The organism is Streptomyces sp. NPDC001393, assembly GCF_053597455.1.
This window is the reverse complement of record NZ_JBSFIH010000004.1, coordinates 60,890-83,594: the sequence shown is the minus strand read 5'-3', so window position 1 is coordinate 83,594 and position 22,705 is coordinate 60,890. Positions and strand designations below refer to the sequence as shown.

The following is a 22,705-nucleotide window of genomic DNA, read 5'->3' as shown; positions in this document are numbered from 1 at the left end:
GGCTTACTTACCCGCCTTTCCGACCTTGCGGCGGATGACTTCGCCCTCGTACTTGACGCCCTTGGCCTTGTACGGGTCGGGCTTGCGCAGCTTGCGGATGTTGGCCGCAACCTCGCCGACCTTCTGCTTGTCGATGCCCTCGACCTGGAAGCGGGTCGGGGTCTCCACCTTGAAGGTGATGCCCTCGGGGGCCTCGACCACGATCGGGTGGCTGTAACCGAGAGCGAACTCCAGGTTCGAACCCTTGGCGGTCACTCGGTAACCGACACCGCTGATCTCGAGCTTCTTCACGTAACCCTGGGTCACGCCGGTGATCATGTTCGCCACCAGCGTGCGGGAGAGGCCGTGCAGGGCCTTGCTCTGACGCTCGTCGTTCGGGCGGGTCACCTGCAGGGTGCCGTCCTCGCCCTTAGCGATGTCGATCGGAGCCGCAACGGTGTGGGTCAGCGTGCCCTTGGGGCCCTTGACCGAGACCGTACGGCCGTCGATGGTGACGTCCACGCCGGCGGGAACCGCGATGGGGAGCTTGCCGATGCGCGACATAGCTGTTTCCTCCGTTCCCTTCTGCTACCAGACGTAGGCGAGGACTTCCCCACCCACGCCCTTCTTGCCGGCCTGCTTGTCGGTGAGGAGCCCGTGCGACGTGGAGATGATCGCCACGCCGAGGCCGCCGAGCACCTTCGGCAGGTTGGTGGACTTCGCGTACACCCGGAGACCGGGCTTGGAGATCCGCTTGATGCCCGCGATGGAGCGCTCACGGTTCGGGCCGAACTTCAGCTCGAGGACGAGGTTCTTGCCGACCTCGGCGTCCTCGACGCGCCAGCCCGTGATGAAGCCCTCCTGCTGGAGGATCTCCGCGATGTGCGACTTGATCTTGGAGTGCGGCATCGACACCGAGTCGTGGTACGCCGAGTTCGCGTTCCGCAGACGGGTCAGCATGTCTGCGATCGGATCAGTCATGGTCATGAATTGGCCTTCGGCCTCTCTCGCCGGGGTTTCCTGGTGCGCCATCCCTCTCCCCGATCCGAGACGGGACGGGTGCGGCGCGGTGGACCTACGGCGTAGTAAGTCGTACGGGCGGCGACAGACGCCCAACCCCACAAGCCTAAGGCATGCGGGCTGGGCGTCCGACCGCCCTATCTACTTACCGAGAGCCTTGGTGATCCCGAATTACCGGGACTACCAGGAGCTCTTGGTCACGCCCGGCAGCTCGCCACGGTGAGCCATCTCACGAAGGCACACGCGGCAGAGGCCGAACTTGCGGTACACGGAGTGCGGACGGCCGCAGCGCTGGCAGCGGGTGTAGCCACGCACACCGAACTTGGGCTTGCGAGCAGCCTTCGCGATGAGAGCCTTCTTCGCCATCTCGCTCACGCCTCCTTGAACGGGAAGCCGAGGTGACGGAGAAGGGCACGGCCCTCTTCGTCGTTGGTCGCCGTGGTCACCACGGTGATGTCCATACCCCGGACGCGGTCGATCTTGTCCTGGTCGATCTCGTGGAACATGACCTGCTCCGTGAGACCGAAGGTGTAGTTGCCACGGCCGTCGAACTGCTTGGGGGACAGGCCGCGGAAGTCGCGGATGCGCGGCAGCGCGAGCGACAGGGTGCGGTCCAGGAACTCCCACATGCGGTCGCCACGGAGCGTGACGTGGGCACCGATCGGCTGGCCCTCACGCAGCTTGAACTGCGCGATGGACTTGCGGGCCTTGGTGACGGCCGGCTTCTGACCGGTGATCGTGGTGAGGTCGCGGATGGCGCCCTCGATCAGCTTGGAGTCGCGGGCGGCGTCGCCCACACCCATGTTGACCACGATCTTGACGAGGCCGGGAACCTGCATGACGTTCTCGTACTTGAACTCGTCACGCAGCTTGCCCGCGATCTCCTCGCGGTACTTCGTCTTGAGACGCGGAGTGGTGGTGGTAGCCATCAGATGTCCTCACCCGTCCGCTTGGCAACGCGGATCTTGTTGCCCTCTTCGTCGAAGCGGTAACCGACACGCGTGACGACCTTCTGACCGTCCTTCTCCACGACCAGCTGAACGTTGGACACGTGGATCGGGGCCTCGGTGGTCACGATGCCGCCGGCCTGGGAACCGCGAGCGGTCGGACCGGCCTTGGTGTGCTTCTTGACCCGGTTGACACCCTCGACCAGGACGCGCTCCTCGCGCGGGTAAGCGGCAATGACCTTGCCCTGCTTGCCCTTGTCCTTACCGGTGATGACCTGGACCAGGTCGCCCTTCTTGATCTTCATGCTTACAGCACCTCCGGCGCGAGCGAGATGATCTTCATGAACTTCTTCTCGCGCAGCTCACGGCCGACCGGGCCGAAGATGCGGGTGCCGCGAGGGTCGCCGTCGTTCTTCAGAATGACGGCGGCGTTCTCGTCGAAGCGGATGTACGAGCCGTCCGGACGGCGGCGCTCCTTGACGGTGCGAACGATGACCGCCTTGACGACGTCACCCTTCTTCACGTTGCCACCGGGGATCGCGTCCTTGACGGTGGCGACGATGACGTCACCGATGCCCGCGTAGCGGCGACCGGAGCCACCGAGCACACGGATGCAAAGGATCTCCTTCGCACCAGTGTTGTCGGCGACGCGCAGTCGCGACTCCTGCTGGATCACGTCTATCTCCTGAATGTCTGCCGGTTCCCCGGGGGCCGCTCAACCGAGCGGCCACCGGAGCCTGGCGGAACTGTCCTGCGAGGGGCGCCCCGCAGGAGAATTACTTGGCCTTCTCGAGGATCTCGACGACGCGCCAGCGCTTCGTCGCGGACAGCGGCCGGGTCTCCATCAGGAGGACGCGGTCGCCGACACCCGCGGCGTTCTGCTCGTCGTGCGCCTTGAGCTTGTTGGTACGGCGGATGACCTTGCCGTACAGCGCGTGCTTGACGCGGTCCTCGACGGCGACGACGACGGTCTTGTCCATCTTGTCGCTGACGACGAGGCCCTCACGGGTCTTGCGGAAACCGCGCGCCTCAGTGTTCTGCTCAGTCACGTTCTTCTCGCTCATCAGGCGTTCTCCACCGTCTCGATGCCGAGCTCACGCTCACGCATGAGGGTGTAGATCCGGGCGATGTCCTTGCGGACCGCCTTGAGACGGCCGTGGTTCTCGAGCTGACCCGTCGCCGCCTGGAAGCGGAGGTTGAACAGCTCTTCCTTGGCCTCGCGGAGCTTCGCCAGAAGCTCCTCGTTGCCCAGCTCGCGCAGCTCGGACGCCTTGGTACCGGCCGACATCACGCTTCACCTGCCTCGCGCTTGACGATCCGGCACTTCATCGGCAGCTTGTGGGCCGCACGGGTCAGCGCCTCACGGGCGATCTTCTCGTTGGGGTACGACAGCTCGAACATCACGCGTCCGGGCTTGACGTTCGCGATCCACCACTCCGGAGAACCCTTACCGGAACCCATGCGGGTCTCGGCAGGCTTCTTGGTGAGGGGACGGTCCGGGTAGATGTTGATCCAGACCTTGCCGCCACGCTTGATGTGACGGGTCATCGCGATACGAGCCGCCTCGATCTGGCGGTTCGTGACGTAGGCCGGGGTCAGCGCCTGGATGCCGTACTCGCCGAACGCAACCTGCGTGCCACCCTTGGACATACCGTTGCGCTTCGGGTGGTGCTGCTTGCGGTGCTTGACCCTACGGGGGATCAGCATGTCGGTCAGGCCTCCGTTCCGGTGCTCTCAGCCGGAGCAGCGGGAGCCTCGGCCTTGGGGGCCTCGGCGCCGGCAGCCTGCTGCGGCTTGCGACCGCGCCGCTCGCCACCGCGGCCACCACGGGCCGGGCGGTCGGCGCCACCGCGGGCCGGGCGGTTACCCGCACGGGCGGCAGCGTTCTCGGCGCGGACCTCGGCGATGTTCTTGACGTCGCCCTTGTAGATCCAGACCTTCACACCGATGCGGCCGAAGGTCGTCTTGGCCTCGAAGAAGCCGTAGTCCACGTTCGCGCGGAGCGTGTGCAGGGGCACGCGGCCCTCGCGGTAGAACTCCGAGCGGGACATCTCGGCGCCGCCGAGGCGGCCACCGCACTGGATCTTGATGCCCTTGGCGCCGGCCTTCATGGCGGACTGCATGCTCTTGCGCATGGCCCGACGGAAGGAGACGCGGGAGGAGAGCTGCTCGGCGACGGCCTGGGCCACCAGCTGAGCGTCGGTCTCGGGGTTCTTGACCTCGAGGATGTTCAGCTGGACCTGCTTGCCCGTGAGCTTCTCGAGGTCGCCGCGGATGCGGTCGGCCTCGGCGCCACGGCGGCCGATGACGATGCCCGGACGAGCGGTGTGGATGTCCACACGCACGCGGTCACGGGTGCGCTCGATCTCGACCTTGGAGATGCCGGCGCGCTCCATGCCGGACGTCATCATCCGACGGATGGCGACGTCTTCCTTGACGTAGTCCTTGTACAGCTTGTCGGCGTACCACCGGGACTTGAAGTCCGTGGTGACACCGAGCCGGAACCCATGCGGGTTAACCTTCTGGCCCATTACCGGGTTCCTTCCTTGCTGCTGACGACCACGGTGATGTGGCTGGTCCGCTTGCGGATCCGGTAGGCACGGCCCTGGGCACGCGGACGGAACCGCTTCAGGGTCGGGCCCTCGTCGACGAAGGCCTCGGAAACGAAGAGGCTGTCGACATCGGTGTGGTCGTAGTTGTGCGCGGCGTTGGCAATGGCGCTGTCGAGCACCTTGCCGACCGGTACCGAGGCTGCCTGCGGAGCGAATCGCAGAACAGCCTGGGCCTCCGTGGCGTCCATGCCACGGATGAGGTCCACCACACGGCGGGCCTTCATGGGCGTGACGCGGATGTACCGCGCCTGGGCCCTGGCTTCCATGGTTGTCCCTTCAGAGTTACTTACGTGTCTGAATGCGATCCGCTACTAGCGGCGCTTCGACTTCCGGTCTTCCTTGACGTGGCCCCGGAAGGTGCGGGTCGGCGAGAACTCGCCGAGCTTGTGGCCGACCATCGACTCGGTGACGAACACCGGGATGTGGGTCTTGCCGTTGTGCACCGCGATCGTGTGGCCGAGCATGGCCGGGACGATCATCGAGCGACGGGACCAGGTCTTGATGACGTTCTTGGTACCGGCTTCGTTCTGGACGTCCACCTTCTTGATCAGGTGGTCGTCGACGAAGGGTCCCTTCTTCAAGCTACGAGGCATCTCAACCCGTCCTTAGCGCTTCTTGTTCGTCTTGCGGCGGCGGACGATGTACTTGTTCGACGCCTTCTTGGGCGAACGAGTACGGCCTTCCTTCTTGCCCCACGGGGACACAGGGTGGCGACCACCGGAGGTCCGGCCCTCACCACCACCGTGCGGGTGGTCAACCGGGTTCATCACGACACCACGGACGGTCGGGCGGACGCCCAGCCACCGCTTACGGCCGGCCTTACCCCAGTTGATGTTGCTCTGCTCGGCGTTGCCGACCTCGCCGACGGTGGCGCGGCAGCGGACGTCGACCAGGCGGATCTCGCCGGACGGCATGCGCAGGTGGGCGTAGGCGCCCTCCTTCGCGAGCAGCTGCACGGAGGCACCGGCGGAGCGGGCGAACTTGGCACCGCCACCGGGACGGAGCTCGATCGCGTGGATCGTGGTACCGACCGGGATGTTGCGGAGGGCCAGGTTGTTGCCCGGCTTGATGTCGGCCCCGGGACCGTTCTCCACGGTGTCGCCCTGCTGCAGGTTGCGCGGGGCGAGGATGTAGCGCTTCTCGCCGTCGGCGTAGTGCAGCAGCGCGATGCGCGCGGTGCGGTTGGGGTCGTACTCGATGTGCGCGACCTTCGCCGGCACGCCGTCCTTGTCGTGACGACGGAAGTCGATCACTCGGTAGGCGCGCTTGTGTCCGCCACCCTGGTGGCGAACGGTCACACGACCGGCGTTGTTACGGCCGCCCTTGCTGTGCAGGGGGCGGACCAGCGACTTCTCCGGCGTGGACCGCGTGACCTCGACGAAGTCGGCAACGCTGGCGCCACGACGGCCCGGCGTAGTCGGCTTGTACTTGCGGATTCCCATTTCTCAGTCCTCGTCCGATATCGGACGATCCGGACCGCCCTTAGGCGGTCGGACCGCCGAAGATGTCGATACGGTCGCCCTCGGCGAGGGTCACGATCGCGCGCTTGGTCGCGGCACGCTGGCCGAAACCGGTGCGGGTCCGCTTGCGCTTGCCCTGGCGGTTGATCGTGTTGACCCCGGTGACCTTGACGTCGAAGACCGCCTGGACGGCCTGCTTGATCTGGGTCTTGTTGGCGCCCGGGGCGACGACGAACGTGTACTTGTTCTCGTCGAGGAGCGCGTAGCTCTTCTCGGAGACAACCGGCTTGAGCAGCACGTCACGGGGGTCCGTGAAGGACTTGCTCAGCGGGGTCTCGACGGTGTTCTTGCCCTCGGCGGCGTGACGGCGCGCCTTGGCGACGCGCGCGGCCTTGGCGGCCTTGGCGGCCTTCGAGGCGATAGCGGGGTGACGGATGGCCATCAGACCTCGCTCCCTTCGGTGTCGTTGGCCTTCGGGCCGGCGACGAAGGACTCGAAAGCGGCCTGGGTGAAGACCACGTCGTCCGAGACGAGAACGTCGTACGTGTTCAGCTGGCCCGGCTCCAGGATGTGGACCTGGGGCAGGTTGCGGGCGGACAGCCACGCGGCCTCGTCGGAGCGCTCGGCGACCAGGAGCAGGTTCTTGCGCTCCGAGATCTTGCCGAACAGGCTCTTGGCGGCCTTGGTGGAGATCGCACCCTCGACCACGCCGGAGACGACGTGGATGCGGTTGTGACGCGCCCGGTCGGTGAGGGCACCGCGCAGGGCGGCGGCCTTCATCTTCTTCGGGGTCCGCTGCGAGTAGTCGCGCGGCACGGGACCGTGCACGACGCCACCACCGGCGAACTGCGGCGCGCGGGTCGAACCCTGACGGGCGCGACCGGTGCCCTTCTGGCGGTACGGCTTCTTGCCACCACCACGGACTTCACCGCGGGTCTTGGTCTTGTGCGTGCCCTGGCGGGCAGCGGCCAGCTGCGCGACGACGACCTGGTGGATCAGCGGAACGCTGACCTTGGCGTCGAAGATCTCCGCGGGGAGCTCGACGGAACCGGCCTTCTCGCCCGCCGGCGAAAGGATGTCAACAGTGCTCATCGGTTACCTCAGGCCCCCTTGGCCGCGGTGCGGACCAGGACGAGGCCGCCGTTCGGACCGGGAACCGCGCCCTTGATGAGCAGCAGACCCTTCTCCGCGTCAACGGCGTGGACGGTCAGGTTCTGGGTGGTGACCCGCTCGTTGCCCATGCGACCCGCCATGCGGAGGCCCTTGAACACGCGGCCCGGGGTGGCGCAGCCACCGATGGAACCGGGCGAGCGGTGCTTGCGCTGGGTGCCGTGTCCGGCGCCGAGGCCACGGAAGTTGTGGCGCTTCATGACACCGGCGAAGCCCTTGCCCTTGCTCTTGCCGGTCACGTCGACCTTCACACCGGCCTCGAACACCTCGGCGGTGATCTCCTGGCCGAGGGTGTACTCGGAGGCGTCGGCCGTCCGGATCTCGACGAGGTGGCGACGGGGGGTGACGTCGGCCTTGGCGAAGTGGCCCTTGAGGGGCTTGTTCACCTTGCGCGGGTCGATCTCGCCGAAGGCGATCTGGACCGACTCGTAGCCGTCGACGTCGTTCGTACGGACCTGGGTGACGACGTTGGGGCCGGCCTTGACGACGGTGACCGGAACAACGCGGTTGTTCTCGTCCCACACCTGCGTCATGCCGAGCTTCTCGCCCAGGATGCCCTTGATCTGCTTAGCCATTCTCAGCCCACCAGCCTCAGAGCTTGATCTCGATGTCGACACCGGCCGGCAGGTCGAGTCGCATCAGAGAGTCAACGGTCTTGGGGGTCGGGTCGAGAATGTCGATCAGGCGCTTGTGCGTGCGCATCTCGAAGTGCTCGCGCGAGTCCTTGTACTTGTGCGGCGACTTGATGACGCAGTACACGTTCTTCTCAGTGGGCAGCGGCACCGGGCCCGCGACCGACGCACCAGTGCGGGTCACCGTCTCGACGATCTTCTTCGCCGAGGAGTCGATGACCTCGTGGTCGTAGGCCTTGAGCCGGATGCGGATCTTCTGTCCCGCCATGGCTACTCAGTAGTCCTGTCTCTCTTACGCTCTGACACCCGGCGGATTCCTTCTGCTGCCGTCGTTTCTCCGACCCACGCGGTCGGGCGTGTCGCGCTCCCGCTGACACAGATGTCCCTTGTTCGAACATCCCTGCGGGGATTACGACGGCCCTTCCGGAACCGCGGACCGGGGACCTCGGGCCCACCGGGCGCCTGGCCGGTGCCGCGCCCACGCTTCCCGGAAGATTCCCGTACGTCCGCCCCAGTGCTGCCCGTGGGCAGTTAGGACGACGAGTACTGTGGGACTCGCTTCCGGTCCTCCCGGCGGGAGGCGCGCAGCATCAACACTCGACCGAGCAACTCCGACAGTCTGCCATAAGGGGCGGGGGGCTGGCCAATCGGGCCGGAGAGAATACCCCGGGGGTGACGTGAGTCAAACGGTGGGCGCGTGTCAGAGGGGCAGCGCCGAATTGGGCCTCTCACGACGGACGGCATTGGATCTTGGGGCGGGTCCGGGAGCCGCATAGCGTCCCTGTCATGACGGTTCCCGCCCCGACCGAGAAGACAGACCTCGACCAATCGCCCGAGCCGACGGCCCGCACCACGCCACCTCCCCCGCCGCACCCCCGTCTGATCGGCCTCCTCGCAACGGCCTGCGGCCTGATCGCCGCCTGTCTCTACTACTGCCAGCCCCTGCTCCCCCGGATTGCTGCCTCGTACGGCGCCTCCCCGTCCGCGACCGGACCGCTGGTGACCACCACCCAGGCCGGTTACACCCTGGGCCTGCTGCTGATCGTGCCGCTCGGCGACATCGTCGCGCGCCGCCGCCTGGTCGGGATCCTGCTCGGTACCGCCGGCGCCGGAATGCTCCTGTCGGGGGCGGCCCCTGCGCTGTGGGTACTCCTCGCCGCAGGGTTGGCCGTGGGCGCCGGGGCGGTCGTCGTGCAGATCCTCATCCCCTACGCCGCCTCGGTCGTGCCCGCCGAGCAGCGCGGCCGGGCGATGGGCACCCTGCTCACCGGCGTCCTGCTCGGCATCCTGTTCTCCCGTACGGCGGCCGGGCTGCTCGGCGGGGCGTTCGGCTGGCGGGCGGTGTTCCTGGTCGCGGCCGGGACACTGGCGGCAGTGGCCCTGCTTCTCGTACGGCTGCTGCCCCTTTCCCCGCCGGACGTGTCCCTCGGCTACGGCGCCCAGCTCGCCGCCACGCTCCGCCTGGTCGCCGAGGAACCGGTGCTGCGTCGTCGCTCACTGATCGGGGCCTGCTGCTTCGCGGCGTTCAGCGTCTTCTGGGTGACCTCGGCGTTCCTCCTGGCCGGCCCGCACTACGGCTGGGGTCCGTCCTCGATCGGGCTGTTCGCGCTGGTCGGCGCGGCGGGCGCGATCGCTGCCAAGGCGACCGGCCGGCTCGTCGACACCGGCCACCAGCGCCTGGCCACCGGTGTGCTGCTCGTGCTGGGCGTGATCGCGTTCGCGGCGACGTGGCCGGGCGGCCGCAGCCTGGCCTGGCTGGTGGCGGGGGCCCTGGTGATGGACGCCGTCGTCCATGCCGTCCACCTGCTCAACATGAGCGTGGTCTACGACCTCCCGGACCACCCGCGGGCCCGGATCGCGTCGGTCTACATGACGTCGTACTACCTCGGCGGCGCCGCGGGCTCGGCCCTCGGCGTCACCGCGTACCGCTTCGGCGGGTGGGATGCCGTCCCGGCGACGGGGGCGGCGCTGCTGGGGCTGGGCCTGCTGGTGTGGGCCGTCAGCCTTCGGCGGCACAGGTGACGAGGGCGTGCCTCAGGTGCGGGTGACCGTGCCGCAGCCCTTGTGACGGTCGTCCGCCAGGGACTTGCTGCGGTCGTAGGGGTCTGCGGCGGGGCCCGTGGCAGGGGCGCCGGTGGGGGCGGCGTCCGGGAAGATCGGGTGGTAGTAGCCGTCGTAGACGCCGCACTCGCTGTTGTAGAAGTGGCTGTCGGACGACCGGACGGCGAGCTTGCCCTCGGTCGCGATCCACTTGTGCGGGTCGAGCAGGACCATGGTCAGGTCGCGGCGGATGATCGTCCGCGCCACGACGTCGCCGTCACCCTTTCCTCCGGCCCGCACCAGCGGGTAGACGAAGGTGTAGTCCGCGTGCACCCGCACCTCGCCCGCGGCACCGGCGGAGAACGTCATATGGCCGCGCACCTTGACCACGTCCCCGGCGAGGGCCACCTGCGACGGGTCGAAGCGGGTCACCAGTCGCAGGGGGTCGTGGTCGCGGTCCGGGGTGCGCAGCGAGCGCCGCAGGTCGGACAGTGTGTGGGGCTGGTGCGGGTCGAGCAGGGCCAGCGCCGCGTCGGGCCGACCGCCGCGCAGCACGGCCGGGTCCAGGTTGGTGCCGACCAGGAACTCCTTGGTGCGGCGCAGGGCGAGGGCCACGTCCTCCTGGCTCATCCCGCCCGCGGCTTTCGCGGCCGGCACCTCGATGGCGGCCGCCCCGTCGGACCACCGCTGGGCCGGCGAGCCACGGAACGGGTCCTTGCGGGTGGGCAGTCCGGCCTGGTCGACCCCGCCCGGGGCACCGGACGGCAGCGCCGTCTCGGCAGGCAGCTGCGCGGCCGAGCCGGCCGAGTCGTGGCCGCGCCCGGGAAGCCGGTCCAGCAGCAGCGACGGCCGTACGGCTACGACGGTGAGCGCCGCGGCCAGCAACACGCCGATCACCGAGCCCACGGTACGGCGCCGGCTGCTCCGCCCGTTCATCTCCCGCCAGGCCGGACCGGTGCGCCATCCCGGTGGCATCGACGGCTGTGGCGCCTGCGCCCGCTTCCGCCGCCACCAGCGCCTTCGGCCGCTCCCCTGGCCTTCCACCGCCCGCAGCCGACTCGTCACCATCCGGGCCCGCGCGGACGGCTCCTTCGGCGCGTTCCTGCCGCCGTCCTCCACGGCCTCGCGCAGGAACGCCTCCCACTGCTCGTCGGGTATGGAGGACTCGTCGGAGTGGTCCGGGGGTGGGACGGTGCTCACGGGTTCGCTTTCCCTCGTACAAGATCACATGCCGGGGGCAGTGTTCTTCTCCGGCACAGGCCGTGCACAGAAGGTGCGCCGGATTGTGCGCAATCCGTGATGGAACCGGTACGACGAGGTCAGAGCATGCGCACATGCGCGGTGGCCGTCTGCCCCGGATCCAACTCCCTGCGGGGGAGGGCGAATCGGGCCGGGGGCTCGTACTCGTCGAGGTGACCTTCCCGGCAAGACACAGGTGAAAGGAACCCCAGTCCATGGTCAGCTCGTCCCACGAGGCGATGCACTGCATCTTCCAGGATCGTCTGCCAGGACCGCGCCGCCGGCACCTCTGCGCGCCTCTCGTGAGTTCCAACTCCTTGTAAACGGTGTGGAAAGTGTGTGAATAATCTTTGGCCGCCCTGCGGTCGGTCTGTACCCGACGAGCCGGCGGCTCCCACCCGTGCCACAAAGCAGGAGAACTGGCGTGAAGATCTCGTTCCTCATCCACAATGTGTATGGCCTGGGTGGGACAAACCGGACGACGATCAATCTCGCCTCGGCCCTGGCCGAACGCCACGAGGTGGAGATCGTGTCGGTGTTCCGGAACACCGACACACCGCTGTTCGCCGTGGACCCGCGGATCAGGCTGACCAGCCTCATCGACACGCGTGAGGTGCCCGAGAAGGACCGGTCCACACCGGCCCGGGTCTTCCCCGCCGCCGAGGCCCGTTACCACCAGTACAGCACGGTGACGGACGAGCGGGCCGCCGCGTACTTCCGCCGGAACAGCCCGGATGTGCTCATCGGGACGCGCCCCGGACTGAACGTGTACGTCGCGCGCTTCGGCGGCGACCGGACACTGCGCATCGGCCAGGAACACATCACGCTCGCCTCGCACCCGCAGGCCCTGCGCCCGGAGCTGAAGAAGGCCTATGCGCGCCTGAACGGGTTCGTCACGGTGTCCGAGGCCGATGCGGCCAACTACCGCAGCGACATGGCCATTCCGGGGCTGCCGATCGTCTCCATACCCAACAGCGTCCCCGCGCCGTCGGTCTCCCCGGCCGACCCCGCCGCCAAGACGGTCGTCGCCGCGGGGCGGCTCGCGGTCATCAAGCGGTACGACCTGCTCGTGCAGGCCTTCGCGAAGGTCGCCGCCAAGCACCCCGACTGGCGCCTGCGGATCTACGGCGACGGCGGCCAGCGCGGGAAGCTGCGCTCCCTGATCAATGACCTCGGTCTGTACGACCAGGTCCATCTCATGGGACTCGCCTCGCCGATCGAGGCCGAGTGGGTCAAGGGTTCGATCGCCGCGGTGACCTCGGACAGCGAGTCCTTCGGCATGACCATCGTGGAAGCGATGCGCTGCGGAGTCCCGGTCGTGAGCACCGACTGCCCGCTCGGCCCGCGCGAGATCATCCGTGACGGCGAGGACGGCCTGCTGGTCAGGCCGGGAGACGTCGACTCCATCGCCGAGGGCCTGCTGTGGTTGATCGACGACGACAGCGCGCGGGCCGCGATGGGTGCCGCCGCTCGCCGCAACGCCGAGCGGTTCGACCCCGCCGCGATCGCCGTGCGCTACGAGGAGTTGTTCCGTGAGCTCGGCGCCGGCCGCTCCACCGCCGCGCCCGTCCGCACCTCGCTGTGGAGCCGTCTGCTGGGCACCCGCGCCGGCCGGGCGGCCGAGACGCCGGCGGCGGCGTCGCAGCCGTCCGCGTCGTCGGCGCCGGCTCCGATGAGCGGGTCCGTCCATGCCGACGCGGACGGCTCGCTGCGCGTGCTGCCGGCGCCCACCGCGCCGGTCGACGAGGGCGAGCTGCTGCTGATCAGGCGTGGCGGCGAGGACCGTACGACCCTGCGCGTGCCGCTCGTCCGAGACGACAGCGGCCGGCTCTCGGCGCCCGTCGAGCGCACGCTGCCCCTGGGGAACGCGGTGTGGGACCTGTGGCTCGCTCCGGCGAAGGGGCCGCGCAAGCGGCTGCGCAGCTCGCTGCTCGACCTGCGGGGCCTGATGGACTTCCGGCCCGAGCCGCGGCTCTCCCCGGTGCGGGCCCTGCTGCCGTACACGACCGTGGACGGGTTCGTCGCGCTGAGCACCCGTGAGGCCGACGTGCACGCCGAGGTGCAGGACATCGGCATCGACGGCGGCGAGATCGGCGTGACGGTGCGCCTGTTCGGGACCGACGCCGACGCCGAGGGTGTCGAGTTGCGGCACCGCGGCCGCGCCGACGCCCCGGTCCTGGAGCCGTCCTGGCACCGCGACGGGGACGGGCTGCTGCACGCCCGCGTCAGCTGCGCGGACGTCGCCCGGCACCACCACGACGAGCAGGACCTGTGGGACCTGTCGGTCCGCGTCGCCGACCGGGCCGAACCGGTGCGCGTCGGCGGCTGGTTCGGCGACGTCAAGGACCGCAAGAAGGTGTACGTGTACCCCGTCACGGTGTTCGAGGACACCCCGCGCGGACGCGCCCGCGTACGGCCGTACTACACGGTCGACAACGACCTGTCCGTCAACGCCGTCGACCTGCCGTAGCGGCCACCATCCGGAACGTCAGCCGGTGCACCCCGAGACCGTCACCGAGTACCCGGCCCCGTATGAACTGCCGGAGAACGCGAAGAGGCCCGTACGACCGGAGTCGTACGGGCCTCCCCGTAGGTCGGAAGACCTTCAGGTCAGGTGACCCTCAAGCAAGCGGAACTTACTTGACGATCTTGGTGACCTGGCCGGCGCCCACCGTGCGGCCACCCTCGCGGATGGCGAACTTCAGGCCCTCTTCCATGGCGACGGGCTGGATGAGCTGCACCGTCATCTCGGTGTTGTCACCCGGCATGACCATCTCGGTGCCCTCGGGGAGGGTCACCACGCCGGTCACGTCCGTCGTACGGAAGTAGAACTGCGGACGGTAGTTGTTGAAGAACGGCGTGTGGCGGCCACCCTCGTCCTTGGACAGGATGTAGGCCTGGGCCTCGAAGTCGGTGTGCGGCGTGACCGAACCCGGCTTGATGATGACCTGGCCGCGCTCGACGTCCTCGCGCTTGATGCCACGGAGGAGCAGACCGACGTTCTCACCGGCCTGGCCCTCGTCGAGCAGCTTGCGGAACATCTCGATGCCGGTGACCGTGGTGGAGGTCTTCTCCGGCTTGATGCCGATGATGTCGACGGTCTCGTTGACCTTGAGGACACCACGCTCGATACGGCCGGTGACGACCGTACCGCGACCGGTGATGGTGAAGACGTCCTCGATCGGCATGAGGAACGGCTTGTCGACGTCGCGCTCCGGCTGCGGGATCGACTCGTCGACGGCGTTCATCAGGTTGAGGACGGAGTCCACCCACTCCTTCTCGCCCTCGAGGGCCTTGAGAGCGGAGACCTTGACGACCGGAACGTCGTCGCCGGGGAACTCGTACTCGGTGAGGAGCTCACGGACCTCGAGCTCGACGAGCTCCAGGATCTCCTCGTCGTCCACCATGTCGGCCTTGTTCAGGGCGACGACGATGTACGGAACGCCGACCTGGCGGGCCAGGAGCACGTGCTCCTTGGTCTGCGGCATCGGGCCGTCGGTCGCGGCGACCACCAGGATCGCGCCGTCCATCTGGGCGGCACCGGTGATCATGTTCTTGATGTAGTCCGCGTGACCCGGGCAGTCGACGTGGGCGTAGTGACGCGCCTCGGTCTGGTACTCGACGTGCGCGATGGAGATGGTGATACCGCGCTGGCGCTCCTCGGGCGCCTTGTCGATGTTGTCGAACGGGGTGGCCTCGTTCAGGTCCGGGTACGCGTCGTGCAGCACCTTGGTAATGGCGGCCGTGAGGGTCGTCTTACCGTGGTCGATGTGACCGATGGTGCCGATGTTGACGTGCGGCTTAGTCCGCTCGAACTTCGCCTTCGCCACTGGGGTCCTCCTGTGGAGTGGTTCTGTACGCCTTACTTCATCGGCGCCAGGTGATCTTTGCTGTAAAGGCCCGGAACCGGGGGCAAACATCCGGGTTTACGGCTGTTTGCCCCTTGAGGCTCCGGAGTCAAGCCTACGGCGTGTGAACGCGGTGCGTTACTCGCCCTTGGCCTTCGCGATGATCTCCTCGGCGACGTTCCGCGGAACCTCGGCGTAGGAGTCGAACTGCATGGAGTAGCTGGCGCGGCCGGACGTCTTGCTGCGCAGGTCGCCGACGTAACCGAACATCTCCGAAAGGGGCACGAGGCCCTTCACGACGCGGGCACCGGCCCGCTCCTCCATGGCCTGGATCTGGCCACGGCGGGAGTTGATGTCGCCGATGACCTCACCCATGTAGTCCTCGGGCGTGGTGACCTCGACGGCCATCATCGGCTCGAGCAGCACGGGGCTGGCCTTGCGCGCGGCCTCCTTGAAGGCCTGCGAACCGGCGATCTTGAAGGCGAGCTCGGAGGAGTCGACCTCGTGGTAGGCACCGTCGTGGAGGATGACGCGCACGCCGGTCATCTCGTAACCGGCGAGGATGCCGAACTGCATGGCCTCCTGCGCACCGGCGTCCACCGAAGGGATGTACTCCTTCGGGATACGGCCACCGGTCACCTTGTTCACGAACTCGTACGAGGTGTCGCCACCCTCGAGCGGCTCGATGCCGATCTGCACCTTCGCGAACTGACCGGTACCACCGGTCTGCTTCTTGTGGGTGTAGTCGACGCGCTCGACGGCCTTGCGGATCGTCTCGCGGTACGCCACCTGCGGCTTGCCGACGTTGGCCTCGACCTTGAACTCACGGCGCATACGGTCGACCAGCACCTCGAGGTGCAGCTCGCCCATACCACCGATGATGGTCTGGCCGGTCTCCTCGTCCGAGTGGACCTGGAAGGACGGGTCCTCCTCGGCCAGGCGCTGGATCGCGACGCCCAGCTTCTCCTGGTCGCCCTTCGACTTGGGCTCGATGGCGACCTGGATGACCGGCGCCGGGAAGTCCATGGACTCCAGGATGACCGGGTTCTTGTCGTCGGACAGCGTCTCACCGGTGGTGGTCTGCTTCAGGCCCATGACGGCGACGATGTCGCCGGCGCCCACCGACTCGATCTCCTCACGCTTGTTGGCGTGCATGCGGTAGATCTTGCCGATGCGCTCCTTCTTGCCCTTGACGGAGTTCAGCACCTGCGTGCCGGACTCCAGGCGGCCCGAGTAGACCCGGACGAAGGTGAGCTTGCCGAGGTGCGGGTCGCTCATGATCTTGAACGCCAGCGCGGACAGCGGCTCGTCCTCGGACGGCTTGCGCTTGACGACCTCCTCCGGGTTGTTGACCGCGTGGCCCTCGATGGCCTCGATGTCAACCGGGGAAGGCAGGTAGCGCACGACCGCGTCGAGCAGGGGCTGCACGCCCTTGTTCTTGAACGCGGTGCCACAGAACACCGGGGTGACGGTGGTGCCCTTGCCCTTGCCGGACGCGATGGTGATACGACGGATCGCCGCGTAGAGCTGCTCCTCGGTGGGCTCCTCGCCCTCCAGGTACAGCTCCATCAGCTGCTCGTCGTTCTCGGCGACGGCCTCCAGGAGCTTGCCGCGCCATTCCTCGGCCGCCTCGGTGTGCGTGGCCGGGATGTCGACGACGTCGTACATCTCGCCCTTGGTGGCCTCGGCGGACCACACGAGCGCCTTCATGCGGACCAGGTCCACGACGCCCTTGAAGTCGGCCTCGGCACCGATCGGGAGCTGCATGACGATCGGCTGCGCGCCCAGGCGGTCCGAGATCATGTCCACGCAGCGGTGGAACTCGGCGCCCGTGCGGTCGAGCTTGTTGACGAAGCAGATACGCGGAACGCCGTAGCGGTCCGCCTGACGCCACACCGTCTCGGACTGCGGCTCAACGCCGGCGACGCCGTCGAACACCGTCACGGCACCGTCGAGGACGCGCAGGGAGCGCTCCACCTCGACGGTGAAGTCGACGTGGCCCGGGGTGTCGATGATGTTGATGGTGTGGTCGACGTTCTCCAGCGGCCAGTGGCAGGTGGTGGCAGCAGAGGTGATCGTGATGCCACGCTCCTGCTCCTGCTCCATCCAGTCCATGGTGGCAGCGCCGTCGTGGACCTCACCGATCTTGTAAGACACACCGGTGTAGAACAGGATCCGCTCGGTGGTGGTCGTCTTGCCCGCGTCGATGTGGGCCATGATGCCGATGTTGCGCACCTTGGCCAGGTCAAGTGAAGTGGTAGCCATAAGGCTTCAGTCTTCTCTCGGTCTCGATGTGGGTAGCGACTACCAGCGGTAGTGCGCGAAGGCCTTGTTGGACTCGGCCATCTTGTGGGTGTCCTCGCGCTTCTTCACGGCCGCACCGAGGCCGTTGGAGGCGTCGAGAAGCTCGTTGAGGAGACGCTCGGTCATGGTCTTCTCGCGACGGGCGCGGGAGTAACCGACCAGCCAGCGCAGCGCCAGGGTGTTGGCACGGCCGGGCTTGACCTCGACCGGGACCTGGTAGGTGGCGCCACCGACACGGCGGGACTTGACCTCGAGGGTCGGCTTGATGTTCTCGAGAGCGCGCTTGAGGGTGACGACCGGGTCGTTGCCGGTCTTCTCGCGCAGGCCCTCCATGGCGCCGTAAACGATCCGCTCGGCAGTCGAGCGCTTGCCGTTCAGCAGCACCTTGTTGATCAGGGAGGTCACCAGAGGAGAACCGTAGACCGGGTCGATGATGACCGGGCGCTTCGGGGCGGGGCCCTTACGAGGCATTCTTACTTCTCCTTCTTGGCGCCGTAACGGCTGCGAGCCTGCTTGCGGTTCTTGACACCCTGGGTGTCGAGGGAACCGCGGATGATCTTGTAGCGAACACCCGGCAGGTCCTTCACACGGCCGCCGCGCACGAGCACGATGGAGTGCTCCTGCAGGTTGTGTCCCTCACCCGGAATGTAAGCGGTGACCTCGATGCCGCTGGTCAGACGCACACGCGCGACCTTGCGGAGGGCCGAGTTCGGCTTCTTCGGGGTGGTCGTGAACACACGCGTGCAGACGCCGCGACGCTGAGGGGAACCCTCGAGTGCGGGCGTCTTGTTCTTCTCGACCTTGTCCTGCCGGCCCTTGCGGACCAGCTGCTGGATCGTAGGCACTACTTCTCCGGTTTCTGTGTGCCGATGGGTACAGCTAACCTGGAACGTCGCCGACCCACGCGGTCGGGTGTGTCGAATCCGGCGGACTCCCGCCGCAAGGCGAAAAGAGCACAGATTACGGTGGCCGCTCATGGCTCGCCATGCGGTTTGAAGGCACGCACGAGAGCCAGGGCACACCCCAGGCACAAGGTCTGAGCGTACCTACCTCATTGGCTGTGGTCAAAACAAATGGGGCCCGCCCGCCTCGGACGGCGAGTGATGTCAAGCCCGGGTATGCTACGTGATCTTCGATTTGACGATCCGGGCCGCCGAGGCTTCCGGTTCGGCCACGCGGCTGATTGTCGCCGATCGCCCGGCTGGAGCAGGAGGACCGCGTCACCCCGCTCACCGCCGCTGGGGCACGCCTGGGCCACACTGCCGGCCTTCTGGTACGCGCTGCCCGGCCGGCTCGCCCGGCGCCTCCTGCTGCGGCTCGCCACGCGGGTCGACACGGTGCTCGGCAGCCGGGCCCGGCAGGGAATCCCTGCTCGCCCGGCTGCTGGACTCTCATCCGGACGTCGACACCCGACTGCACCATCTCCAGGCCCGGCTGGAGCACGAACGGTGAAACGCCGACGGGCGGCCACCCCGAGGGGTGACCGCCCGTCAAGCTGCTCGCTTACTGGTTGTACGGACCGTAGTCGTAGTCCTCCAGCGGAACGGCCTGGCCGGAGCCGGTGCCGAACGGCGAGTAGTCGATGTCGTCGTAGCCGACGGCCGAGTACATCGCGGCCTTGGCCTCCTCGGTCGGCTCGACCCGGATGTTGCGGTAGCGGGACAGGCCCGTACCGGCCGGGATGAGCTTACCGATGATGACGTTCTCCTTGAGGCCGATGAGGCTGTCGGACTTGGCGTTGATCGCCGCGTCCGTCAGGACTCGGGTCGTCTCCTGGAAGGAGGCGGCCGACAGCCAGGACTCCGTCGCCAGCGAGGCCTTGGTGATACCCATCAGCTGCGGACGACCGGAGGCCGGGTGACCGCCCTCCTGGACCACACGACGGTTCTCGGTCTCGAACTTCGAGCGCTCGACCAGCTCGCCGGGCAGCAGCTCGGCGTCGCCGGACTCGATGATCGTCACACGGCGGAGCATCTGCCGGATGATGATCTCGATGTGCTTGTCGTGGATCGACACACCCTGCGAGTTGTAGACCTTCTGGACCTCGCCGACCAGGTGGACCTGGACGGCACGCTGGCCCAGGATGCGCAGCACGTCGTGCGGGTTGGTGGCACCCACGGTGAGCTGCTGGCCCACCTCGACGTGCTCGCCCTCGCTGACCAGGACCTTGGCACGCTTGGAGATCGGGTACGCCGTCTCGTCGCTGCCGTCGTCCGGGGTGACGACGATCTTCTTGGTCTTCTCGGTCTCCTCGATGCGGACACGGCCGCTCGCCTCGGAGATCGGGGCGACACCCTTCGGGGTACGGGCCTCGAAGAGCTCGACGACACGCGGCAGACCCTGGGTGATGTCGTCACCGGCCACACCACCGGTGTGGAAGGTACGCATCGTCAGCTGGGTACCGGGCTCACCGATGGACTGGGCGGCGATGATGCCGACCGCCTCGCCGATGTCGACCAGCTTGCCGGTGGCCAGCGAACGGCCGTAGCACATCGCGCAGGTGCCGACAGCGGACTCGCAGGTCAGGACCGAGCGGGTCTTGACCTCCGCGACACCGTTCTTGACCAGCTCGTCGATGAGCACGTCGCCGAGGTCGGTACCGGCCGGGGCCAGCACCTTGCCGTCGACCACGATGTCCTCGGCGAGGCAGCGCGCGTACACGGACGTCTCGACGTTGTCCGCCTTGCGCAGCACGCCGTCCGCGCCGACCTCCGCGATGTGGAGCTTGAGGCCACGCTCGGTGCCGCAGTCCTCCTCGCGGATGATGACGTCCTGCGAGACGTCCACCAGACGACGGGTCAGGTAACCCGAGTCGGCGGTACGCAGGGCGGTGTCCGCCAGACCCTTACGGGCACCGTGCGTGGAGATGAAGTACTCCAGCACGGAGAGGCCCTCGCGGAAGCTCGCCTTGATCGGACGCGGGATCGTCTCGTTCTTCGCGTTCGACACCAGACCACGCATACCGGCAATCTGACGCATCTGCATCATGTTGCCTCGTGCACCCGAGTTCACCATCATGAAGATCGGGTTGGTCTTCGGGAAGTTCTCGTTCATCGCCTCGGCGACCTCGTTGGTCGCCTTGGTCCAGATCGCGATGAGCTCCTGCGTGCGCTCGTCCTTGGTGATCAGACCGCGCTCGTACTGCTTCTGGACCTTCTCGTCCTGCGCCTCGTAGCCGCGGACGATCTCCTTCTTCGCCTCGGGAACGACGACGTCGGAGATGGCGACGGTGACGCCGGAACGGGTGGCCCAGTAGAAGCCGGACGCCTTCAGGTTGTCGAGCGTCGCCGCCACGATGACCTTCGGGTAGCGCTCGGCGAGGTCGTTGACGATCTCGGAGAGCTGCTTCTTGCCGACCTCGTAGTCGACGAACGGGTAGTCCTCGGGCAGCAGCTCGTTGAAGAGCGCGCGGCCCAGCGTGGTGTTCAGGCGGAAGCTGTCACCCTGCTGCCACTCCGGCTCGCCCTCCTCGCGGGCCGGCGGGGTCCAGCCGCGCGGCGGGATGGTGCCCACCGGGAAGCGGATGTCCACGCGCGACTGCAGCGAGAGCTCGCCGGCGTCGAACGCCATGATCGCCTCGGCCACGGACGCGAACGAGCGGCCCTCGCCCTTGACGTCACGCATCTCGCCGTCGGTGGTGAGGAAGAACAGACCGAGGACCATGTCCTGGGTCGGCATCGTCACCGGACGGCCGTCGGCCGGCTTGAGGATGTTGTTCGAGGACAGCATCAGGATGCGGGCCTCGGCCTGCGCCTCCGCGGACAGCGGCAGGTGCACGGCCATCTGGTCACCGTCGAAGTCCGCGTTGAACGCGGTGCACACGAGCGGGTGGATCTGGATGGCCTTGCCCTCGACCAGCTGCGGCTCGAAGGCCTGGATGCCGAGGCGGTGCAGGGTGGGAGCACGGTTCAGCAGGACCGGGTGCTCGGCGATGACCTCTTCGAGGACGTCGTACACGACCGTGCGGCCGCGCTCCACCATGCGCTTGGCGCTCTTGATGTTCTGCGCGTGGTTCAGGTCGACCAGGCGCTTCATCACGAACGGCTTGAACAGCTCCAGCGCCATCGCCTTCGGCAGACCGCACTGGTGCAGCTTCAGCTGCGGACCGACGACGATCACGGAACGCGCCGAGTAGTCGACACGCTTGCCGAGCAGGTTCTGACGGAAGCGGCCCTGCTTGCCCTTCAGCATGTCGCTGAGGGACTTCAGCGGGCGGTTGCCGGGACCGGTCACCGGACGGCCGCGACGGCCGTTGTCGAAGAGGGCGTCAACGGCCTCCTGAAGCATGCGCTTCTCGTTGTTGACGATGATCTCCGGGGCACCGAGGTCCAGGAGCCTCTTCAGACGGTTGTTGCGGTTGATGACACGGCGGTACAGGTCGTTCAGGTCGGAGGTCGCGAAGCGGCCACCGTCCAGCTGCACCATCGGACGCAGGTCCGGCGGGATGACCGGGACGCAGTCCAGGACCATGCCCTTGGGGCTGTTGGACGTCTGCAGGAACGCGGAGACGACCTTCAGGCGCTTCAGGGCACGGGTCTTCTTCTGGCCCTTGCCGGTGCGGATGATCTCGCGGAGCTTCTCGGCCTCCTCCTCGAGGTCGAAGGACTCCAGGCGCTTCTGCAGCGCCGCGGCACCCATCGAGCCGTCGAAGTACGTGCCGAAGCGGTCCCGCAGCTCGCGGTAGAGCAGCTCGTCGCCCTCCAGGTCCTGGACCTTGAGGTTCTTGAACCGGTTCCACACCTCGTCGAGGCGGTCGATCTCGCGCTGCGCGCGGTCGCGCAGCTGCTTCATCTCGCGCTCGGCACCCTCGCGCACCTTGCGGCGCACGTCGGCCTTGGCACCCTCGGCCTCCAGCTCGGCCAGGTCGGCCTCGAGCTTCTTGGCGCGGGCCTCCAGGTCGGCGTCGCGGCGGTTCTCGATCTGCTGGCGCTCGACCGAGACGTGCGCCTCCAGGGAGGGCAGGTCGCGGGTACGGCGCTCCTCGTCGACGTACGTGATCATGTACGCGGCGAAGTAGATGACCTTCTCGAGGTCCTTCGGCGCCAGGTCCAGCAGGTAGCCGAGGCGCGAGGGGACACCCTTGAAGTACCAGATGTGCGTGACGGGCGCGGCCAGCTCGATGTGGCCCATCCGCTCACGGCGCACCTTGGCGCGCGTGACCTCGACGCCACAGCGCTCGCAGATGATGCCCTTGAAGCGGACGCGCTTGTACTTGCCGCAGTAGCACTCCCAGTCCCGGGTGGGGCCGAAGATCTTCTCGCAGAAGAGGCCGTCCTTCTCGGGCTTGAGGGTGCGGTAGTTGATGGTCTCGGGCTTCTTGACCTCGCCGTGGCTCCACTGCCGGATGTCGTCAGCGGTGGCCAGGCCGATCCGGAGCTCGTCGAAGAAGTTGACGTCGAGCACTATGCGTCAATCCCTCTCAGGGTCGTAAGTCTGTGGTCTGAAACGGGGGCC

General features: G+C 67.5%; 25 protein-coding genes. 2 read left to right on the top strand and 23 right to left on the bottom strand.

What is annotated here, in order from left to right:
- Positions 1-3 precede the first annotated feature (3 nt).
- From rplF to rpsJ, 17 genes are all read right to left on the bottom strand, one after another.
- Positions 4-543 (bottom strand): 50S ribosomal protein L6, encoded by a 540-nt coding sequence (rplF, locus tag ACWC2T_RS07170; protein ID WP_450669418.1) that lies wholly within the window; start codon positions 541-543, stop codon positions 4-6.
- Positions 544-567: 24 nt separating this feature from the next.
- Positions 568-966, bottom strand: a complete 399-nt coding sequence (rpsH, locus tag ACWC2T_RS07165) for a 30S ribosomal protein S8 (protein ID WP_055706474.1) — start codon at positions 964-966, stop codon at positions 568-570.
- A 213-nt stretch (positions 967-1,179) separates the two neighbouring features.
- Entirely contained in the window at positions 1,180-1,365 is a 186-nt protein-coding gene (locus ACWC2T_RS07160) for a type Z 30S ribosomal protein S14 (RefSeq protein ID WP_003948630.1), read from the bottom strand.
- 5 nt (positions 1,366-1,370) lie between these two features.
- The gene (gene rplE, locus ACWC2T_RS07155) at positions 1,371-1,928 is read right to left on the bottom strand and encodes a 50S ribosomal protein L5 (protein ID WP_014674377.1); all 558 of its coding nucleotides are present in this window, start codon (positions 1,926-1,928) and stop codon (positions 1,371-1,373) included.
- Positions 1,928-2,251: a 50S ribosomal protein L24 gene (rplX, locus tag ACWC2T_RS07150; protein WP_055706473.1), complete on the bottom strand. Its 324-nt coding sequence runs from the start codon at positions 2,249-2,251 to the stop codon at positions 1,928-1,930. Before rplX ends, rplE begins: the two co-directional genes overlap by 1 nt.
- A 2-nt stretch (positions 2,252-2,253) precedes the next feature.
- Positions 2,254-2,622 (bottom strand): 50S ribosomal protein L14, encoded by a 369-nt coding sequence (gene rplN, locus ACWC2T_RS07145; RefSeq protein WP_003998823.1) that lies wholly within the window; start codon positions 2,620-2,622, stop codon positions 2,254-2,256.
- Between the two features lie 100 nt (positions 2,623-2,722).
- A complete protein-coding gene (rpsQ, locus tag ACWC2T_RS07140) occupies positions 2,723-3,010 on the bottom strand; it encodes a 30S ribosomal protein S17 (RefSeq protein ID WP_055706472.1) in 288 nt (95 codons plus the stop codon).
- The gene (rpmC, locus tag ACWC2T_RS07135) at positions 3,010-3,234 is read right to left on the bottom strand and encodes a 50S ribosomal protein L29 (RefSeq protein ID WP_007494763.1); all 225 of its coding nucleotides are present in this window, start codon (positions 3,232-3,234) and stop codon (positions 3,010-3,012) included. The genes rpsQ and rpmC overlap by 1 nt, the downstream gene beginning before the upstream one ends.
- Complete coding sequence (rplP, locus tag ACWC2T_RS07130; RefSeq protein ID WP_009190136.1) at positions 3,234-3,653, bottom strand: 50S ribosomal protein L16; 420 nt, start codon at positions 3,651-3,653, stop codon at positions 3,234-3,236. Before rplP ends, rpmC begins: the two co-directional genes overlap by 1 nt.
- Positions 3,654-3,658: 5 nt before the next feature.
- Complete coding sequence (gene rpsC / locus ACWC2T_RS07125; RefSeq protein ID WP_055706471.1) at positions 3,659-4,477, bottom strand: 30S ribosomal protein S3; 819 nt, start codon at positions 4,475-4,477, stop codon at positions 3,659-3,661.
- A complete protein-coding gene (gene rplV, locus ACWC2T_RS07120) occupies positions 4,477-4,824 on the bottom strand; it encodes a 50S ribosomal protein L22 (RefSeq protein ID WP_351143382.1) in 348 nt (115 codons plus the stop codon). The genes rpsC and rplV overlap by 1 nt, the downstream gene beginning before the upstream one ends.
- 45 nt (positions 4,825-4,869) lie before the next feature.
- Positions 4,870-5,151: a 30S ribosomal protein S19 gene (rpsS, locus tag ACWC2T_RS07115; protein ID WP_009190133.1), complete on the bottom strand. Its 282-nt coding sequence runs from the start codon at positions 5,149-5,151 to the stop codon at positions 4,870-4,872.
- Between the two features lie 12 nt (positions 5,152-5,163).
- Positions 5,164-6,000, bottom strand: coding sequence for a 50S ribosomal protein L2 (gene rplB / locus ACWC2T_RS07110; RefSeq protein ID WP_030601203.1), 837 nt, complete (start codon positions 5,998-6,000; stop codon positions 5,164-5,166).
- Between the two features lie 40 nt (positions 6,001-6,040).
- Positions 6,041-6,460 (bottom strand): 50S ribosomal protein L23, encoded by a 420-nt coding sequence (rplW, locus tag ACWC2T_RS07105; RefSeq protein WP_055706469.1) that lies wholly within the window; start codon positions 6,458-6,460, stop codon positions 6,041-6,043.
- Positions 6,460-7,110 (bottom strand): 50S ribosomal protein L4, encoded by a 651-nt coding sequence (gene rplD, locus ACWC2T_RS07100; RefSeq protein WP_450669417.1) that lies wholly within the window; start codon positions 7,108-7,110, stop codon positions 6,460-6,462. Before rplD ends, rplW begins: the two co-directional genes overlap by 1 nt.
- An 8-nt stretch (positions 7,111-7,118) precedes the next feature.
- Positions 7,119-7,763, bottom strand: a complete 645-nt coding sequence (rplC, locus tag ACWC2T_RS07095) for a 50S ribosomal protein L3 (protein ID WP_014674369.1) — start codon at positions 7,761-7,763, stop codon at positions 7,119-7,121.
- A 16-nt stretch (positions 7,764-7,779) separates the two neighbouring features.
- Positions 7,780-8,088 carry a 30S ribosomal protein S10 gene (rpsJ, locus tag ACWC2T_RS07090; protein WP_003948644.1) on the bottom strand — a complete coding sequence of 103 codons (309 nt, stop codon included), beginning with the start codon at positions 8,086-8,088 and terminating at the stop codon, positions 7,780-7,782.
- A 518-nt stretch (positions 8,089-8,606) separates the two neighbouring features.
- On the opposite strand from rpsJ, the gene ACWC2T_RS07085 reads away from it, so the two are divergent.
- On the top strand, positions 8,607-9,842 hold the full coding sequence (locus tag ACWC2T_RS07085; RefSeq protein ID WP_450669416.1) for an MFS transporter: 1,236 nt from the start codon (positions 8,607-8,609) through the stop codon (positions 9,840-9,842).
- A gap of 12 nt (positions 9,843-9,854) precedes the next feature.
- Here the strand turns inward: ACWC2T_RS07085 and ACWC2T_RS07080 are convergent, their stop codons facing one another.
- A complete protein-coding gene (locus ACWC2T_RS07080; protein ID WP_450669415.1) occupies positions 9,855-11,060 on the bottom strand; it encodes a hypothetical protein in 1,206 nt (401 codons plus the stop codon).
- Between the two features lie 463 nt (positions 11,061-11,523).
- Here ACWC2T_RS07080 and ACWC2T_RS07075 point away from each other — a divergent pair, with 463 nt between their 5' ends.
- On the top strand, positions 11,524-13,569 hold the full coding sequence (locus ACWC2T_RS07075; protein WP_450669414.1) for a glycosyltransferase family 4 protein: 2,046 nt from the start codon (positions 11,524-11,526) through the stop codon (positions 13,567-13,569).
- Positions 13,570-13,735: 166 nt separating this feature from the next.
- On the opposite strand, the gene tuf is transcribed toward ACWC2T_RS07075, so the two are convergent.
- From tuf to ACWC2T_RS07050, 5 genes are all read right to left on the bottom strand, one after another.
- A complete protein-coding gene (gene tuf / locus ACWC2T_RS07070) occupies positions 13,736-14,929 on the bottom strand; it encodes an elongation factor Tu (protein WP_362129702.1) in 1,194 nt (397 codons plus the stop codon).
- 156 nt (positions 14,930-15,085) lie between these two features.
- A complete protein-coding gene (fusA, locus tag ACWC2T_RS07065) occupies positions 15,086-17,212 on the bottom strand; it encodes an elongation factor G (RefSeq protein WP_450669413.1) in 2,127 nt (708 codons plus the stop codon).
- Between the two features lie 39 nt (positions 17,213-17,251).
- The gene (gene rpsG / locus ACWC2T_RS07060) at positions 17,252-17,722 is read right to left on the bottom strand and encodes a 30S ribosomal protein S7 (protein WP_055706461.1); all 471 of its coding nucleotides are present in this window, start codon (positions 17,720-17,722) and stop codon (positions 17,252-17,254) included.
- Between the two features lie 2 nt (positions 17,723-17,724).
- Positions 17,725-18,096 (bottom strand): 30S ribosomal protein S12, encoded by a 372-nt coding sequence (rpsL, locus tag ACWC2T_RS07055; RefSeq protein WP_003948652.1) that lies wholly within the window; start codon positions 18,094-18,096, stop codon positions 17,725-17,727.
- Positions 18,097-18,754: 658 nt separating this feature from the next.
- Positions 18,755-22,654, bottom strand: coding sequence for a DNA-directed RNA polymerase subunit beta' (locus tag ACWC2T_RS07050; RefSeq protein WP_450669412.1), 3,900 nt, complete (start codon positions 22,652-22,654; stop codon positions 18,755-18,757).
- Positions 22,655-22,705: the final 51 nt, after the last annotated feature.

Coding starts and splice junctions, on each gene's coding strand:
- rplF (WP_450669418.1), bottom strand. CDS start 543: ATGTCGCGCATCGGCAAGCTCCCCATCGCGGTTCCCGCCGGCGTGGAC.
- rpsH (WP_055706474.1), bottom strand. CDS start 966: ATGACCATGACTGATCCGATCGCAGACATGCTGACCCGTCTGCGGAAC.
- ACWC2T_RS07160 (WP_003948630.1), bottom strand. CDS start 1,365: ATGGCGAAGAAGGCTCTCATCGCGAAGGCTGCTCGCAAGCCCAAGTTC.
- rplE (WP_014674377.1), bottom strand. CDS start 1,928: ATGGCTACCACCACCACTCCGCGTCTCAAGACGAAGTACCGCGAGGAG.
- rplX (WP_055706473.1), bottom strand. CDS start 2,251: ATGAAGATCAAGAAGGGCGACCTGGTCCAGGTCATCACCGGTAAGGAC.
- rpsQ (WP_055706472.1), bottom strand. CDS start 3,010: ATGAGCGAGAAGAACGTGACTGAGCAGAACACTGAGGCGCGCGGTTTC.
- rpmC (WP_007494763.1), bottom strand. CDS start 3,234: ATGTCGGCCGGTACCAAGGCGTCCGAGCTGCGCGAGCTGGGCAACGAG.
- rplP (WP_009190136.1), bottom strand. CDS start 3,653: ATGCTGATCCCCCGTAGGGTCAAGCACCGCAAGCAGCACCACCCGAAG.
- rpsC (WP_055706471.1), bottom strand. CDS start 4,477: ATGGGCCAGAAGGTTAACCCGCATGGGTTCCGGCTCGGTGTCACCACG.
- rplV (WP_351143382.1), bottom strand. CDS start 4,824: ATGGAAGCCAGGGCCCAGGCGCGGTACATCCGCGTCACGCCCATGAAG.
- rpsS (WP_009190133.1), bottom strand. CDS start 5,151: ATGCCTCGTAGCTTGAAGAAGGGACCCTTCGTCGACGACCACCTGATC.
- rplB (WP_030601203.1), bottom strand. CDS start 6,000: ATGGGAATCCGCAAGTACAAGCCGACTACGCCGGGCCGTCGTGGCGCC.
- rplW (WP_055706469.1), bottom strand. CDS start 6,460: ATGGCCATCCGTCACCCCGCTATCGCCTCGAAGGCCGCCAAGGCCGCC.
- rplD (WP_450669417.1), bottom strand. CDS start 7,110: ATGAGCACTGTTGACATCCTTTCGCCGGCGGGCGAGAAGGCCGGTTCC.
- rplC (WP_014674369.1), bottom strand. CDS start 7,763: ATGGCTAAGCAGATCAAGGGCATCCTGGGCGAGAAGCTCGGCATGACG.
- rpsJ (WP_003948644.1), bottom strand. CDS start 8,088: ATGGCGGGACAGAAGATCCGCATCCGGCTCAAGGCCTACGACCACGAG.
- ACWC2T_RS07085 (WP_450669416.1), top strand. CDS start 8,607: ATGACGGTTCCCGCCCCGACCGAGAAGACAGACCTCGACCAATCGCCC.
- fusA (WP_450669413.1), bottom strand. CDS start 17,212: ATGGCTACCACTTCACTTGACCTGGCCAAGGTGCGCAACATCGGCATC.
- rpsG (WP_055706461.1), bottom strand. CDS start 17,722: ATGCCTCGTAAGGGCCCCGCCCCGAAGCGCCCGGTCATCATCGACCCG.